Genomic DNA, 13,594 nt, shown 5'->3' with positions numbered 1-13,594 from the left:
GGTGCGGCGCGGCGGTGCGCCCTCCGGACCGCCCGGCACGGACGCGGGGGCCGTGGCGGACGGGTCGAAGACGGCGGTGCGGCCGTCGCTCGGCGGCCCCGGCTGCTCCAGGACGGCCGTCGGGTGCGGCTGGGCGTCGGCGATGCGCCGGTCGATGTCGGGGGCGAGGCCGTTGACGACCTCGGCGACGGCGGCCAGGAAGGCGTTGGCGTCCGGGAAGCGCTCGTCCGGGGAGTGCGAGGTGGCGCGCGTCACCAGGGCGTCCACCTGGGGCGGCAGCCCCTGGACGGCCAGCGACGGCGGCGGGACGACCTCGTTGACGTGCTTGTAGGCGACCGCGAGCGCCGAGTCGGCGCGGTGCGGCAGCTCGCCGGTCAGCAGCTCGTAGAGCAGGATCCCGGCCGCGTACACGTCCGAGCGGACGTCGGCGTTGCCGGTCACGACCTGCTCGGGCGCGAGGTAGCCGACCGTGCCGATGATCAGGCCGGTCTTGGTCATCTTGCTCGCCGACTCGGCCCGGGCCAGCCCGAAGTCGGCGACCTTGGCCTGGCCGTCCTCGCTGATCAGCACGTTCTCGGGCTTGACGTCGCGGTGCACCATCCCGGCGCGGTGCGCCGCGCCGAGCGCGGCCAGCACCGGCTGCATCAGGGTCAGCGCCTCGCGCGGGCCGATCCGGCCGCGCTCGGCGAGCAGGTCGCGCAGCGTCCGGCCGGGGACGTACTCCATCACGAGGAAGACGTGCTCGCCGTCGGTGCGCTGGTCGTACACCGCGACCACGTTGGGGTGCGAGAGCGCCGCCGCGGCCTTGGCCTCGCCGATGAACCGCGCGACGAACTCGTCGTCGGACGCGAGGCCCGCGTGCATGACCTTGATCGCGACGACCCGGTCGAGCCGGACGTCGCGGGCCAGGTAGACCGTCGCCATGCCGCCGCGGGCGATCCGGGACTCGATGCGGTAGCGCCCGTCGAGCACGCGCCCGACGAGGGGATCTGCAACCGTGGTGTCCACGCGCCGAGTCTAAAGGGCGGTTCGTGCCGTTCTCATCAGCCGGGAGGATGAGCGGCCGTCGGACCCGCGGCTGATCTCCCGCGCGGCCGTCCGTCCGCTCGCCGCGCCCTTCGGCGGGCGGGGCGGGCGGGGCCGGCCGTCAGGGGCGCCGGACGGGGACGACCGGCTCGGCCTCCGGGGCCGACTCCGCGTCCGGTGAGGCCGCGTCCGGTGAGGCCGTGTCCGGTGAGGCCGTGTCCGGTGAGGCCGTGTCCGGTGAGGCCGTGGCGGTGGGCTCCGGGGCCGGGACGGGCGCGGACGCGGCCGCGCGGGGCTTGCTGCGCGCCACCGCGACGCCCACCAGGCAGAGCAGGCCGCCCGCGAGCGCGCCCACCACCGGCACCTCGCCCAGGAAGAGCCAGGACATCACGACGACCAGGGCGGGGGAGATGTAGGTGGTCGCGCCGAGCCGTCCGGCGGAGGTGCGGGCGAGCGCGTAGGCCCAGGTAGTGAAGGCGAGCGCGGTCGGGACGACGCCCAGGTAGACCATGTTCAGCGTCGCGGCGGCCGAGGCGTGCGGCACGTGCGAGACGAGCTGGCCGGAGAACGGGAGGCAGAACACGGTCCCGGCCACGCAGCCGAAGGTGGTGACCTGGAGCGCGGACGCGTGCCGCAGCGCGGGCTTCTGCGCGACCACGCCGCAGCCGTAGGCGACGGCCGCCAGCACGCACAGCGCAGCGCCGAGCAGCGAGGACCCGCCCCCGCCGGACGTCGCGAGCCCCACGACCACGGCCCCGCCGAACGCGATCGCGAGCCCGGCGAACAGCCGCGGGGGGAAGCCCTCGCGCAGCAGCCAGCCGCCGAGCAGCGCGATGAGGATCGGGCCGATGTTGACCAGCATCGCCGCCGTGCCCGCGTCCACCTTCCGCTCGCCCCAGTTCAGGACGACCATGTAGAGGCCGAACCAGAGCACGCCGGAGACCAGGATGCCGGGCCAGGCGGCGCGCGGCGGCAGGCCCTCGCGGCGGACGGCGAGGATCGCCAGCAGCACGACCGACCCGCAGGCCAGCCGGCCGAGCGCGAGCGCGCCCGGCGGGTAGTCGGTGCCCGCGCTGCGGATCGCCACGAAGGCCGAGGCCCAGGCGATCACCGTCACCGCGGCGGCGAGGATCGCGCGCCGGTCCACCTGCGTTGTCGTCATGCGCCCCATCCTGGTGTCCGGACATCTCGACGGCGGTCGAAGTGTGGCCGTCCCCGAACGGGAGGATGTCGTGATTTCCGGACATCAGTGTGCAGGCGGACGATCATTCAGGTCTAGTGACCGTTGCTACGAAGAACTGATTAGGAACGCTTAACCATTCCTTCGAACGGCGACGACGCCTGAGCGTACCGGCGCATCGGGATGCGGCCGGCCAATCGTGCCAGGCGCCCCGCCTCCACCGCGTGCCGCATCGCGGCGGCCATCCGCGCCGGGTGCTGCGCGCGCGTCACGGCGGTCGCCAGCAGCACCGCGTCGCAGCCCAGCTCCATCGCCAGCGCCGCGTCCGAGGCGGTGCCGAGCCCGGCGTCCAGGACCACCGGGACGGACGCCGCCTCCACGATCAGCTCGATGTTGTGCGGGTTGCGGATGCCGAGCCCCGACCCGATCGGCGAGCCCAGCGGCATCACCGCCGCGCAGCCGACCTGCTCGAGGCGGCGCGCCAGCACCGGGTCGTCGCTGGTGTAGGGCAGCACGACGAAGCCCGCGTCCACGAGCTGCTCGGCCGCGTCCACCAGCTCGATCGGGTCCGGCAGCAGGGTCCGCTCGTCGGCGATGACCTCCAGCTTCACCCAGTTCGTGCCGAGCGCCTCGCGGGCCAGCTTCGCGGTCAGCACGGCCTCGCCCGCGGTGAAGCAGCCCGCGGTGTTCGGCAGCACCCGGATGCCGTGCTCGCGCAGCACGTCCAGCACCGAGCCGCGCGCGGCCGGGTCCACCCGGCGCATCGCGACCGTGGTCAGCTCCGTCCCCGACGCGGCGAGCGCCTCGCCGAGCACGCTCATGCTGGGCGCCCCGCCGGTGCCCATGATCAGCCGGGAGCCGAACTCCTCGCCCGCGATGACCAGGGGGTCGCGCCCGTCCGCCCCGGCCGGCATGTCAGCCGCCACCTTCATCCTCCCTGCACGGCGGTCAGCACTTCCAGCCGGTCCGCCTCGGTCAGCCTCGTCGCGGCCCACGCGGACCGCGACACCACCTCGTCGTTCAGCGCCGCGGCCACCCCGCTCGGGGCGTCGGTGACCGCGGCGACCGCGTCGGCGACGCTCGCGGCCTCGGGGAGGTCGCGCGGCTCGCCGTTCACAAAGACCTTCATGCGCCTGTTCGGAACCCTTCGGAGGACGACTCGGACGAGAGCCCGGGGGAGGACCCCGGTGAGAAACGGGGAGCGGAGCCGGGGGAGAAGCGGTCGGGGGAGAAGGGGCGGGCGACCTCGGGCAGCTCGCCGTCCAGCAGCGCCGCGCAGAGCGCGTCGGCGCTGACCGGGGCGAGCAGGATCCCGTTGCGGTAGTGCCCGACGCCGAGGACCAGGCCCGGCAGCGCGGACGGCCCGAGCACCGGCGCGTTGTCCGGCGAGCCGGGACGCAGCCCCGCGGCGGCCTCGGCGAAGTCCAGCTCGGTGACGCCGGGCACCAGCTCGCGGGCGTCCCGCAGCAGCTCCCACAGGCCGCCCGCGGTCACCCGGGTGTCGAAGCCCAGCTCCTCCTGCGTCGCGCCGACGACCAGCTCGCCGTCCGCGCGCGGCACCAGGTAGATCGACGAGCCGCGCACCACGCCCCGCACCGTCCGGCCCAGCAGCGGCATCCGCGAGCGCAGCCGCAGCACCTGCCCCTTCACCGGCCGGACGGGCGGCACGACGCCCGGCGGGATCCCGCCGAGGCGCAGCCGCAGCACCTGCCCCTTCACCGGCCGGACGGGCGGCACGACGCCCGGCGGGATCCCGCCGAGGTCGCCCGACCAGGGCCCGGCCGCGAGCAGCACCCGGTCGGCGGGCAGCTCCTCCCCGCCGTCCAGCCGCACGCCCACGGCCGCGTCCCCGCGCACGACCACCTCGGCGGCCCACCGCCGGACGAGCCGCGCGCCGAGCTTCTCGGCCGCCGCGAGCAGCGCCGGGGTGAGCCGGCGGGGGTCGATCGAGCCGTCCTGCGGCGCGTACAGCCCGCCCCGGACGGTCGGCGCGAGCATCGGCTCCAGCCGGCGGCACTCGCGCCGTCCGAGCACCTCGGTGGGCACGCCCAGCGACTCCTGGAACCGCTTCACGTCCTCCAGCACCCGCAGGTCGTCGGCGTCGAACGCGACCTCCAGCAGGCCGTCGGCGCGGTGCGCGGTGTCGAGGCCGGTCAGCTCCTCCAGCTCGGCGACGAACTCCGGGTACCGGTTCCGGGAGGCGACGCCCAGCCGCAGCAGGGCCTCCTCGCCGTAGTCGAGCTCGCTGACCGGCGCGAGCATCCCGGCCGCGACGCCGGACGCGCCGCTCGCGGGCTCGGGGTCGACCAGGGTGACGTCCGCGCCGCGCGCGGCGCAGCGCCAGGCGGCGCCGAGGCCGACGACTCCGGCGCCGATGACCACGATCTTCACGGGGGGCTCCCTTCGCCGGCATGACCCGGATCAGGTTCGGGCGGTCGGCGGCCCGTCAGCCGCCCTCTCAGCCCGGTTCCGGCCGGGCTCCCGCGCTCTTCCGGGTCCTAGCCTACGACGATTCGGACACCGGCTAGCCTGCGGGCATGGACCGGGTGATCGTGGCGGGCGGCGGCCTGGCGGGCGTGCGCGCGGCGGAGGCGCTCCGCCGGCAGGGGTACGAGGGCGGACTGACGATGGTCGGGGCGGAGCGGCACCGGCCGTACGACCGTCCACCGCTGACGAAGGCCGTCCTGAAGGGCGAGACCGACTTCCCCGCCCTGGACACCGACCTCGCCGCGCTGGACGTCCGGGTCCTGGCGGGCGAGCGCGCGACCGGCCTGCGGCTGGCCGCCGGGCGCGGCGGGACGCTTGCCACGACCACCGGTGACCTGGACTTCGACGGCCTGGTGATCGCGACCGGCGCGACGCCGGTCCGGATGCCCGGCGACGGCCCCCAGCACGTCATCCGGACCCTGGACGACGCGCTGGAGGTCCGCGAGGGGCTCGTCCCCGGCGCCCGCGTCGTGATCGTCGGAGCGGGCTGGATCGGCGCGGAGGTCGCCACCACGGCCGCGCGGAACGGCTGCGCCGTCACCGTCGTGGAGGCCGCCGACGCGCCCCTCGCGGGCGCCCTCGGCGCCGAGCTGGGCGCGCTCACCGCCCCCTGGTACGCCGAGGCGGGCGTGGAGCTGCGGACGGGCGTGAAGGTCGCCTCGGTCGAGCGGGACGGCCTCGCCCTCGCGGACGGCGGCCACGTCCCGGCCGACCTGGTGATCACCGGCGTCGGCGTCCGTCCCGAGGTGGCCTGGCTGGACGGCTCGGGCCTGGACGTCGAGCGGGGCGTGCTCACCGACGCGTCCCTGCGGGCGTCGGCGGACGGCGCCGTCCGGCCCGACGTGGTCGCGGTCGGCGACTGCGCCGCCTGGTGGTCGCGGCGGTACGGCCGCAGGCTGCTCGTCGAGCACTGGGACACCGCCCTCAACGCGCCCGAGACCGCCGCCGCGACCCTGCTCGGCCGGGCGGAGCCCTACGACGCCGTCCCGTACTTCTGGTCCGAGCAGTTCGGCCGGTTCGTCCAGTACGCGGGGCACCACGCCGGGGCCGAGCGGATGATCCGCCGGGGCGACCCCGCCGACGGCGCGTGGGCCGTGGCGTGGATCACCGGCGACCGGCTCGAGGCGATCCTGACCGTGGACCGGCCCCGCGACCTCGTCCAGGCCAAGCGCGTCATCGCCGCCGGGACGCCCGTGGACCCCGTGCTGCTGGGCGATCCGGGCATTCCGGTCCGCCAGGCCGTCGGATCCTGACGGCCGGGGAATGATCGGCGGAAGTATCCCCGGAGGTCGCGGACGGGTTTGAGCGCTCCGGGGACGTGGTAGCAAGGGGGCGTGACGCAGACGCACGCAACCATTGAGAGCGCTCTCGACCCCGGTACCGACGCCCTGGTGGGCGACTGGATCGATCTGCCGGAGGCGGCCGAGCGCCTCGGCCTGAAGTTCAACCGGATCAAGCAGCTCCTCGCCGAGCGCAAGGCGCTGGCCGTCCGCCGCGGCGGCCACCTGATGATGCCCGCCGCGTTCATCGCCGACGGCCAGGTCATCAAGGGCCTGCCCGGCACGCTGACCCTGCTGGCCGACGCGGGGTTCGACGAGGTGGAGACGCTGCGCTGGCTGTTCACGCCCGACGACACGCTGCCCGGCACGCCGGTGCAGGCGCTCGCGGAGAACCGCGGCACCGAGGTCCGGCGCCGCGCCCAGGCGCTCGCCTTCTGACCGCCCGTCCCAGCAGGGTCCGGCCCTGATCCGGCGACCCCGCCCGGCACCCCCGGGCGGGGCGGCACCCGCCTGCGTGCCAGCACCGCCCCCGCGGGGGCGTCTCCCTAGCGGCGACGCGCGCCCGCCGAGCGGTGGCGCCGACGCCGCACGGCAACGCGAACACCGCACGGCAACGCGAACGCCGCACGGCAACGCGAACGCCGCACGGCAACGCGAACATCGCACGGCAACGCGAACATCGCACGGCAACGCGAACATCGCACGGCAACGCGAACATCGCACGGCAACGCGAACGCCGTGCGGCAACGCGAACGCCGTGCGGCAACGCGAACGCCGTGGGGCAACGCGAACGCCGTGGGGCGGCAGCGCCGGGTACCGGACGGGCCGGACGAGATCGACGCAAAGCACGTGAAATGATGCGGGTCACGTGCGCGGACCGCCGCGCGCGTGGCCCGTTCCCGTTCCGGAAGGACCCGCCCACCGTGTCCAGGCACCTGCCCTCCGACCGCGCCGTCCGGCTGCGCGCCCGGCTCGGCCGCGCGCGCCTCTACCTCTGCACGGACGCCCGGGAGAAGCAGGGCGACCTTCCGGAGTTCCTCGACGCGGTGCTCGCGAACGGGGTCGACATCGTCCAGCTGCGCCAGAAGGGCCTGGAGGCGCGGCAGGAGATCGAGCACCTGCGGGTGTTCCGGGACGCCTGCGACCGGCACGGCGCGCTCCTGGCGGTCAACGACCGCGCCGACGTCGCGCACGCCGTGCAGGCGGACGTCCTGCACCTCGGGCAGGACGACCTCCCCGTCCCGGCGGCGCGGGCGATCGTCGGCCAGGACGTCCTGATCGGCCGCTCCACGCACTCGGAGGAGCAGGCCGCGGGCGCGGTCGCCGAGCCCGGCGTGGACTACTTCTGCTGCGGCCCCGTGTGGCCCACCCCCACCAAGCCCGGCCGGCACGCGCCCGGCCTGCCGCTGCTGGAGTACGCCGCCGGCGGCCGTCCGGCGCGGCCCTGGTTCGCGATCGGCGGCATCGACCTCGGCAACCTCGACCAGGTCCTGGCGACGGGCGCGGACCGCGTCGTGGTCGTCCGCGCCCTCACCGAGGCGGACGACCCGGGCGCCGCCGCCGCCGAGTTCTCCCGCCGCCTCCACCGCGACGCCTGACCGGCCGCCGTCCGGCGCGGTCGCGGCGCGGAGCGGGGGCGCGATGTCCCGGAGCGGACGACACGCCGTCATCTCGCGGACGCCGGGTGGTCACGAGTGATCCTCCGCGTGCCCGACAATGGGGGCATGAGCGTTTCACCGGACGACGACCGCGTGGTGGACCTGACGGACGACGACCTGCCCGTCCTGCCCGACCAGACCGGCGACGACACCGACACCGGTTGGGGCGAGTGGCGCGGCGACGGCGACGATGACGCGCGCTTCCTGGAGGAGCGCCCCCCGCACTGGTGACGGGTCCCGTCCGCAGCGGGCCGTTCCGAGGCGGCCGGAGCGCGGCTCAGAGCAGGATGCCGAGGGCGAAACCCGCCGCGACGACGGCGGCCAGCGCCAGCATCATCCGCCATCGGTAGCGGGGGATCTGCTTGGGGCGCGGACGCGGGGCCGGGGCCTCGCCGTCCCTCAGCGCCCGGACGATCTGCCGGGCCGTGGGCCGCGCCGCCGGGTTCTTGTCCAGGCACGCGGCCACCAGGTCGCGCAGCTCGCCGCGCATGTCGCCGAGGTCCGGCGGGCGGGTGACGATGCGCCGCATGACCGCCGCGCTCGGCCCGCCGCCGAACGGCGGACGCCCCGTCGCCGCGAAGACCACGGTGCCGGCCCAGGCGAACACGTCGGCGGGCGGCCCGACCGGCTCGTCCTCGATCTGCTCGGGTGCCATGTAGGCCGGGGTGCCGACCGCGCCGCCGGTGGTGACCGGGGTCGTGTCGGAGATCCGCGCGACGCCGAAGTCGATCACCTTCGGGCCGTCCGGGCCGAGCAGCACGTTGCCCGGCTTGAAGTCGCGGTGCACCACGCCCGCGCGGTGGATCGCCGCGAGCCCGGCGGCCGACCGCAGCGCGACCCGGCGCAGCCGCCCGGCCGGGAGCGGGCCGTCCTCCTCCACCCACTCCTGCAGCGACGGGCCGTCCACGAACTCGCTGACGATGTAGGGGCGGTCGCCGGTCACGTCCGCGTCCAGGACGCGCGCCACGTGCCGGTTGGTGATCTCGAGGGCGGCGTTCGCCTCCTTGACGAACCGGGCGCGGGCCCGGGGCGTCGCGGCCGAGCCGCCGCGCAGCAGCTTCACCGCGACCCGCGGGCCCTGGTCGCCCCGGCGCTCCGGGACCCCCAGGTACACCACGCCCTGCCCGCCCTCGCCCAGGCGGCGGACGAGCCGGTGGCCGCCGAGGCGGCGCGGGTCGTCCGGTCCCAGGGGCGTGCCGGGACCGCCGGACGAGGGGTCCAGCATGCTCCCGGGGGAGGAGGATGGCGGCAACGGGGGCTCCGGCTCGGCGGGGGACGAGGGGGCTCGCAGGGGGAGGCGAGGGTGCTCGGCGGGGAGGACGAGTGGAAGTTTCCCTCTTTTGTACCGTGTGCGGCGGCGCCGCGGGGCCGGAAGGTTGATCTTTTACGCCCGGCAGGCCCCGCCGCCCGGGGCGAACGCCCCGGTCAGCGCCGCATCTCGGACGAACCACCGCGCCCCGCCCGGACCGGTGCCAGGCGGGGTGTTCCGGGTCAGTGGCCGGGCTCTGCCTGGACGCGCAGGGCGTTCAGGGTGAAGGCGAGCATGTGGTACTGGCCGATGAGCATGATCAGCTCGATCAGCCCGGCCTCGTCGAACCGCTCCGCCAGGGCGGCCCAGGTGGCGTCCGAGACCGTGGACGAGGCGTGCAGCTCGTCCGCGGCGTCGATCACGGCACGGTCGGCGGACGGCCACGGATGCGCGTCCGGGGCGCCCTTCAGTGCTTCGATCTCCGCCTCGGTCAGTCCGGCGGCCCGTGCGATCGGGACGTGGTGGGTCCACTCGTAGGCGCACGAGCGCTGGTGCGCGACGCGCAGGATCGCGATCTCCCGGACGCGTCCGTCCAGCGTGCCCTCGAACAGCAGCTTGGAGCCGAACCCGAGCCAGGCCGGGAACAGGCCCGGATGCCGGGCGAGCGTCGTGAAGACGTGGAGCGGGCCGGTCGCGGCGACCACGGCGCGCAGCGTCTCGTCCCACTCCTCGGGCGGCAGCGGCGGAATGCGGGCCGTGTCCGGGGACGGAACGGCGGACGGCGGTTCAGCGGGCGGGGTGTCGGAAGCCATGCCGTCCTTTGTGCCACCGATCACTGGGAGAGTGCCAGCCCGCCGGGCCCCGTTGGCCACATCGTGTCACGCCGTTGACAGTGGCCTCGGCGGGTTGCAAAGGCCACACCTGCGAAGGACGGGGAGGACGGCTCAGAAGGTCCGGGCCGTCGCGGCGACCGCCAGCTCGGCCAGGGCCTCGCGCGCCTCGCCGGTGACCGGCGCGGCGGCCAGGGCGTCCCGGGCCTCGGCCGCGAACCCGTCGATCATCTCCTCGCAGGCCGCCAGCCCGCCCGTGGAAGTGATGATCTCCCGCAGGTCGGCCACGCTCAGCTCGGTCAGGTCCGGGTCGCCGAGCAGCCGCTCGACGGTGGCGGCTTGCTCGGCCGAGGCCCGCTCGAGGGTCAGAGCCACCAGGACCGTCCGCTTGCCCTCGCGCAGGTCGTCCCCGGCGGGCTTGCCCGTCTGGGACGGGTCGCCGAACACGCCGAGCACATCGTCGCGGAGCTGGAAGGCCATCCCGAGCGGACGCCCGTACCCGCTGAGCGCCGCCGTCAGCTCCTCCGAGCCGCCGGCCAGCGCCGCGCCCAGGTGCAGGGGCCGCTCGATCGTGTACTTGGCGGACTTGAAGTCGACCACCCGCAGCGCCGAGGCGACCGTCCCGCCCGCGCGGGTGCTCTCCAGCATGTCGAGGTACTGGCCGCACATGACCTCGGTGCGCATCAGGTCGTAGACGCCGCGCCCGCGGGCGCGCCGGTCCTCCGGCAGGCCGCTGGTCTCGAACATCTCGCCCGACCAGGCCAGCAGCAGGTCGCCGAGCAGGATCGCCGCGCCCTCGCCGAAGGTGTCCGCCGGGCCGCGCCAGCCGCGCTCGGCGTGCAGCGCCTCGAACCGCCGGTGCACCGACGGCTGGCCCCGGCGGGTGTCGCTGGCGTCCATCACGTCGTCGTGCACCAGGGCGCTGGCCTGCAGCAGTTCCAGGGACGCCGCCGCCGCGGCGATCTCCGGGCCGTCCGCGCCGCCCGCGGCCCGCCAGCCCCAGAAGCAGAACGCGGGCCGCAGCCGCTTGCCGCCCGCCAGCAGCGCCGACAGCGCGCTGATCATGGGCCGCAGGTCCTCGCTGATCGCCAGCAGCCCCGGCCCCTGCCGGGCCAGGAAGGCGTGCAGCGCCTCGTCGACCTCCTTGCGGAACTGGCCGGTGGCGGTGCCGACGGCGGTGCCGGCGGACGGACCGCCGGAGGAACTGCTGGAGGAACTGCTGGACGAACTGCTGGACATGGCGTGATCGTATCTTTTCGGACCGGGTCGATAGGATTGCGGGATGCGACGCCCGAACCCCGACCGCGCTCCGACGATCCGCGAGCTGCTCGCCTCCGGCGACCCGTCGTTCTCGTTCGAGTTCATGCCCCCCAAGACCGCCGAGGCCGCCCGGACGCTGTGGCGCACCATCCGCGAGCTGGAGCCCCTCAACCCGACCTTCGTGTCGGTCACCTACGGGGCGGGCGGCAGCACCCGCGACAACACGGTGGACGTGGTGGAGCGCATCGCCACCGAGACGACCATGACGCCCGTGGCGCATTTCACGGCCGTCGACCACTCCCAGGCCGAGCTGCGGCACCTGATCGGCCGGTTCGCGTCCGCGGGCGTCCGCAACATCCTCGCGCTGCGCGGCGACCCGCCGGGCGACCCGACCGGGGAGTGGGTCAGGCACCCCGAGGGGCTGGAGTACGCCAGCGACCTCGTCCGGATGATCCGCTCCTACGGGGACTTCTGCGTCGGCGTGGCCGCGTTCCCGTACAAGCACCCGCGCTCCCGCGACATCGAGAGCGACACCCGGTACTTCGTGGAGAAGTGCCGCGCCGGGGCCGACTACGCGATCACCCAGATGTTCTTCCGCGCGAGCGACTACTTCCGGCTGCGCGACCGGGTCGCGGCGGTGGGCTGCGACGTCCCGATCATCCCGGGGATCATGCCGGTGACCAGGCTCAGCACGATCGAGCGGTCCGAGCAGCTGTCCGGCGCGCCGTTCCCCGAGGAGGTCCGGGCGCGGTTCGAGGCCGTCCGGGACGACCCGGAGGCGGTCCGGCGCCTGGGCATCGAGCACGCCGCCGAGCTGTGCCGGGAGCTGCTCGACCAGGGCGCGCCCGGCATCCACTTCATCACCTTCAACCGCTCGACCGCGACCCGCGAGGTCTACGAGCTGCTGGAGTCCGCCGGGTACGGGGCCAGGGGCAGCGTCCCGCCCATCACGGCGTAGGGCGGCCCGCCGCCGGGGAACTCGAAGTCGACCAGCAGGTCCCGCAGGCCGACCGAGCGGTAGAGCCGGCGGGCGGGCGACTCGCGGTCCAGGTCCAGCGTGGACAGCACGACCGTCGTCTCCCGCCGGCCCTCGCACAGGGCGTTCAGCAGTGCCCGGCCGTGCCCGTGCCCCTGCGCGTCGGGGTGGACGTGCAGCTCGGCGACCTCGAACGCGTCGTCGAGCCAGTAGGCGGCGTGGTCGGGGCCGTGGCGCTCGGTCAGCGCCCGCCGCACCACGTCGTGCCACCACTGCCCGCTCTCGCCGTGGAAGCCGTAGGCGAACCCGCGGACGTCGCCGGGCAGCCCGGGCAGCGGCCGGGGCCGCTCCACCACGAACGCGCGGAACCGCGGGTGGGTGGTGTGCCGCTGCATGATCGAGTACCGCCCGGGCAGCTGCTCCTCGGGCGGGCGCATCGCCGCCGCGTACACCTGGAGGATCGGCTCCAGCCGGCGCAGGAACGCCTGTTCGTCGAGTCGTCGCAGCTTCGGCTCCCTGTTCCTCACGCCGAGAGAGCCTAGACCCGCACGACGGTCCGCTGCGTCGAGGCGAGGCGGTTGTAGATGTCCCAGAGGATCTGGTCGGCGGCCTTGCGCAGCGCGGCGCGCTGGGTCTCCAACTGCCCGCCCCACGTCCGCGACTCCGGGCCGATCCACGCGTCGGTGCCGTTCAGCGTCCGGACGGGGCCGTCCAGCGCGTTGCGGAGCGCGTCGATGCTGCCGTAGGCGTCGCTGTAGGCCCGGTAGAGCTCCCGGTACTCGGGGTTCGGCTTCTCGTGCGGGGCCAGCTGCGCCGCCGCGGCGCCCTCCAGCGGCGCGGGGAGGCTCGCGGGCGGCGGAGGCGGGCTCATGACAGGCCGCCCTTCGTCTCATGCAGCAGCGTCTCATGCAGCAGCGTGGTGGGGGCCGACGCGGTCGGCGGGTGGCTCGACGCGGTCGGCGGGTGGCTCGGCGCGGTCGGCGGGTGACCGGGGCCGGTGGACGGGTGGCTCGGTGCCGCGGGCGCCGGGTGAGCCGTCTCCGCAGGCACATGGGCGGGCGTGGCGGGCGGCTGGATGGGGTAGCGCGGCGGCGCGGGCGCGTGCGCCGGAGGCGCCGTGTGGCCGGGCGCGTGGCTCGGCGCCGGGTGCTGGTGCTGGTGCTGGAGGCCGAGCCTGGTGAGGGCGTCGCGGGTGCGGGCGCTGGTGTCGGCCGTCGTCAGGACGTGGACGGCCGTCCGGTGGTCGCCGAGGCGGTCGGACTCGTCCAGCAGCGCGTCCAGCCACCTGGCGTTCATGGTCAGGTGGTGGCTCGCGACGCCGAGGGACCGCTCGATCACCTTCAGGTGCGCGGGGTTCCCGTGCGCGGCCTTGATCAGCGCGGCGGCCCCGGTCGGGCCGAGCCGTTCGTAGAGGGCGCGCGTGTAGTCGGGGTCGCCCGCGTGCTCGGTCAGGTCCTTCCACGTCTCCGCCGGGACGGGCCGGTGGTGCTTCACCGCGTCGGCGATCCCGGCCGCGTCCTTGCGGGCGGCCCTGGCGGCCTCGTGCGGCGTCCGGAACTTGCCGAGGTCGCCCGCGCCGTTCGGCGTCGTCCGGTGCGGGCGCGGGTGCGAGGCGGGCGGGGCGACCTTGCGCGGCCCCCGCGTCCCG

At 75.4% G+C, this 13,594-nt stretch carries 15 protein-coding genes, 1 pseudogene and 1 riboswitch; of the genes and pseudogenes, 5 read left to right on the top strand and 11 right to left on the bottom strand.

Annotated elements, in window-relative coordinates:
* The 5 genes from DZF91_RS12465 to DZF91_RS12445 form a co-directional block, all read right to left on the bottom strand.
* Positions 1-1,008, bottom strand: a 1,008-nt coding sequence (locus DZF91_RS12465) for a protein kinase domain-containing protein (RefSeq protein ID WP_147341119.1), incomplete at its 3' end; no start/stop codon positions are given.
* Positions 1,009-1,147: 139 nt separating this feature from the next.
* Positions 1,148-2,188, bottom strand: a complete 1,041-nt coding sequence (locus tag DZF91_RS12460; RefSeq protein ID WP_235834237.1) for a DMT family transporter — start codon at positions 2,186-2,188, stop codon at positions 1,148-1,150.
* Between the two features lie 140 nt (positions 2,189-2,328).
* Positions 2,329-3,120 carry a thiazole synthase gene (locus DZF91_RS12455; RefSeq protein ID WP_199486591.1) on the bottom strand — a complete coding sequence of 264 codons (792 nt, stop codon included), beginning with the start codon at positions 3,118-3,120 and terminating at the stop codon, positions 2,329-2,331.
* 14 nt (positions 3,121-3,134) lie between these two features.
* Complete coding sequence (gene thiS, locus DZF91_RS12450) at positions 3,135-3,335, bottom strand: sulfur carrier protein ThiS (RefSeq protein WP_117357632.1); 201 nt, start codon at positions 3,333-3,335, stop codon at positions 3,135-3,137.
* On the bottom strand, positions 3,332-4,597 hold the full coding sequence (locus DZF91_RS12445) for a glycine oxidase ThiO (RefSeq protein WP_117357631.1): 1,266 nt from the start codon (positions 4,595-4,597) through the stop codon (positions 3,332-3,334). Before DZF91_RS12445 ends, thiS begins: the two co-directional genes overlap by 4 nt.
* Positions 4,588-4,701: riboswitch (TPP riboswitch) on the bottom strand. Its footprint overlaps the gene before it by 10 nt.
* A gap of 42 nt (positions 4,702-4,743) precedes the next feature.
* Here DZF91_RS12445 and DZF91_RS12440 point away from each other — a divergent pair.
* The 4 genes from DZF91_RS12440 (at position 4,744) to DZF91_RS41125 (ending at position 7,862) form a co-directional block, all read left to right on the top strand.
* Complete coding sequence (locus tag DZF91_RS12440) at positions 4,744-5,946, top strand: NAD(P)/FAD-dependent oxidoreductase (RefSeq protein ID WP_117357630.1); 1,203 nt, start codon at positions 4,744-4,746, stop codon at positions 5,944-5,946.
* An 81-nt stretch (positions 5,947-6,027) separates the two neighbouring features.
* Positions 6,028-6,411 (top strand): Rv2175c family DNA-binding protein, encoded by a 384-nt coding sequence (locus tag DZF91_RS12435; RefSeq protein WP_117357629.1) that lies wholly within the window; start codon positions 6,028-6,030, stop codon positions 6,409-6,411.
* A 485-nt stretch (positions 6,412-6,896) separates the two neighbouring features.
* On the top strand, positions 6,897-7,571 hold the full coding sequence (thiE, locus tag DZF91_RS12430; protein ID WP_235834236.1) for a thiamine phosphate synthase: 675 nt from the start codon (positions 6,897-6,899) through the stop codon (positions 7,569-7,571).
* 126 nt (positions 7,572-7,697) lie between these two features.
* Complete coding sequence (locus DZF91_RS41125; protein ID WP_199486590.1) at positions 7,698-7,862, top strand: hypothetical protein; 165 nt, start codon at positions 7,698-7,700, stop codon at positions 7,860-7,862.
* 46 nt (positions 7,863-7,908) lie between these two features.
* Here the strand turns inward: DZF91_RS41125 and DZF91_RS12425 are convergent, their stop codons facing one another.
* The 3 genes from DZF91_RS12425 to DZF91_RS12415 form a co-directional block, all read right to left on the bottom strand.
* Positions 7,909-8,856, bottom strand: coding sequence for a serine/threonine-protein kinase (locus DZF91_RS12425; RefSeq protein ID WP_117357628.1), 948 nt, complete (start codon positions 8,854-8,856; stop codon positions 7,909-7,911).
* Positions 8,857-9,122: 266 nt separating this feature from the next.
* The gene (locus DZF91_RS12420) at positions 9,123-9,692 is read right to left on the bottom strand and encodes a carboxymuconolactone decarboxylase family protein (protein WP_117357627.1); all 570 of its coding nucleotides are present in this window, start codon (positions 9,690-9,692) and stop codon (positions 9,123-9,125) included.
* Between the two features lie 132 nt (positions 9,693-9,824).
* Positions 9,825-10,949: a polyprenyl synthetase family protein gene (locus DZF91_RS12415; protein ID WP_117357626.1), complete on the bottom strand. Its 1,125-nt coding sequence runs from the start codon at positions 10,947-10,949 to the stop codon at positions 9,825-9,827.
* A 43-nt stretch (positions 10,950-10,992) separates the two neighbouring features.
* Between DZF91_RS12415 and metF the strand changes: the two genes are divergently transcribed.
* Positions 10,993-11,928, top strand: a complete 936-nt coding sequence (metF, locus tag DZF91_RS12410) for a methylenetetrahydrofolate reductase [NAD(P)H] (RefSeq protein ID WP_117357625.1) — start codon at positions 10,993-10,995, stop codon at positions 11,926-11,928.
* Here metF and DZF91_RS12405 read toward each other — a convergent pair.
* The 3 genes and pseudogenes from DZF91_RS12405 to DZF91_RS39730 all read right to left on the bottom strand — a co-directional run.
* The gene (locus DZF91_RS12405; protein WP_235834235.1) at positions 11,865-12,473 is read right to left on the bottom strand and encodes a GNAT family N-acetyltransferase; all 609 of its coding nucleotides are present in this window, start codon (positions 12,471-12,473) and stop codon (positions 11,865-11,867) included. The genes metF and DZF91_RS12405 overlap by 64 nt on opposite strands.
* Before the next feature lie 11 nt (positions 12,474-12,484).
* The gene (locus DZF91_RS12400; protein ID WP_117357624.1) at positions 12,485-12,817 is read right to left on the bottom strand and encodes a hypothetical protein; all 333 of its coding nucleotides are present in this window, start codon (positions 12,815-12,817) and stop codon (positions 12,485-12,487) included.
* A pseudogene (locus DZF91_RS39730) lies at positions 12,814-13,594 on the bottom strand (hypothetical protein); the annotation flags it as partial. The pseudogene DZF91_RS39730 and the gene DZF91_RS12400, both read right to left, overlap by 4 nt.

The sequence above is a fragment of the Actinomadura logoneensis genome, assembly GCF_003428695.1.
In the GTDB taxonomy this organism is placed as follows: domain Bacteria; phylum Actinomycetota; class Actinomycetes; order Streptosporangiales; family Streptosporangiaceae; genus Spirillospora; species Spirillospora logoneensis.
The sequence above is the reverse complement of the archived record's forward strand: the minus strand, read 5'-3'. Positions and strand labels throughout refer to the sequence as shown.

What these genes read in the sequence shown, in the direction of transcription:
- DZF91_RS12460 (WP_235834237.1), bottom strand. Translation starts at nt 2,188, where the DNA reads ATGACGACAACGCAGGTGGACCGGCGCGCGATCCTCGCCGCCGCGGTG.
- DZF91_RS12455 (WP_199486591.1), bottom strand. Translation starts at nt 3,120, where the DNA reads ATGCCGGCCGGGGCGGACGGGCGCGACCCCCTGGTCATCGCGGGCGAG.
- thiS (WP_117357632.1), bottom strand. Translation starts at nt 3,335, where the DNA reads ATGAAGGTCTTTGTGAACGGCGAGCCGCGCGACCTCCCCGAGGCCGCG.
- DZF91_RS12440 (WP_117357630.1), top strand. Translation starts at nt 4,744, where the DNA reads ATGGACCGGGTGATCGTGGCGGGCGGCGGCCTGGCGGGCGTGCGCGCG.
- DZF91_RS41125 (WP_199486590.1), top strand. Translation starts at nt 7,698, where the DNA reads ATGAGCGTTTCACCGGACGACGACCGCGTGGTGGACCTGACGGACGAC.
- DZF91_RS12425 (WP_117357628.1), bottom strand. Translation starts at nt 8,856, where the DNA reads ATGCTGGACCCCTCGTCCGGCGGTCCCGGCACGCCCCTGGGACCGGAC.
- DZF91_RS12420 (WP_117357627.1), bottom strand. Translation starts at nt 9,692, where the DNA reads ATGGCTTCCGACACCCCGCCCGCTGAACCGCCGTCCGCCGTTCCGTCC.
- DZF91_RS12415 (WP_117357626.1), bottom strand. Translation starts at nt 10,949, where the DNA reads ATGTCCAGCAGTTCGTCCAGCAGTTCCTCCAGCAGTTCCTCCGGCGGT.
- metF (WP_117357625.1), top strand. Translation starts at nt 10,993, where the DNA reads ATGCGACGCCCGAACCCCGACCGCGCTCCGACGATCCGCGAGCTGCTC.
- DZF91_RS12400 (WP_117357624.1), bottom strand. Translation starts at nt 12,817, where the DNA reads ATGAGCCCGCCTCCGCCGCCCGCGAGCCTCCCCGCGCCGCTGGAGGGC.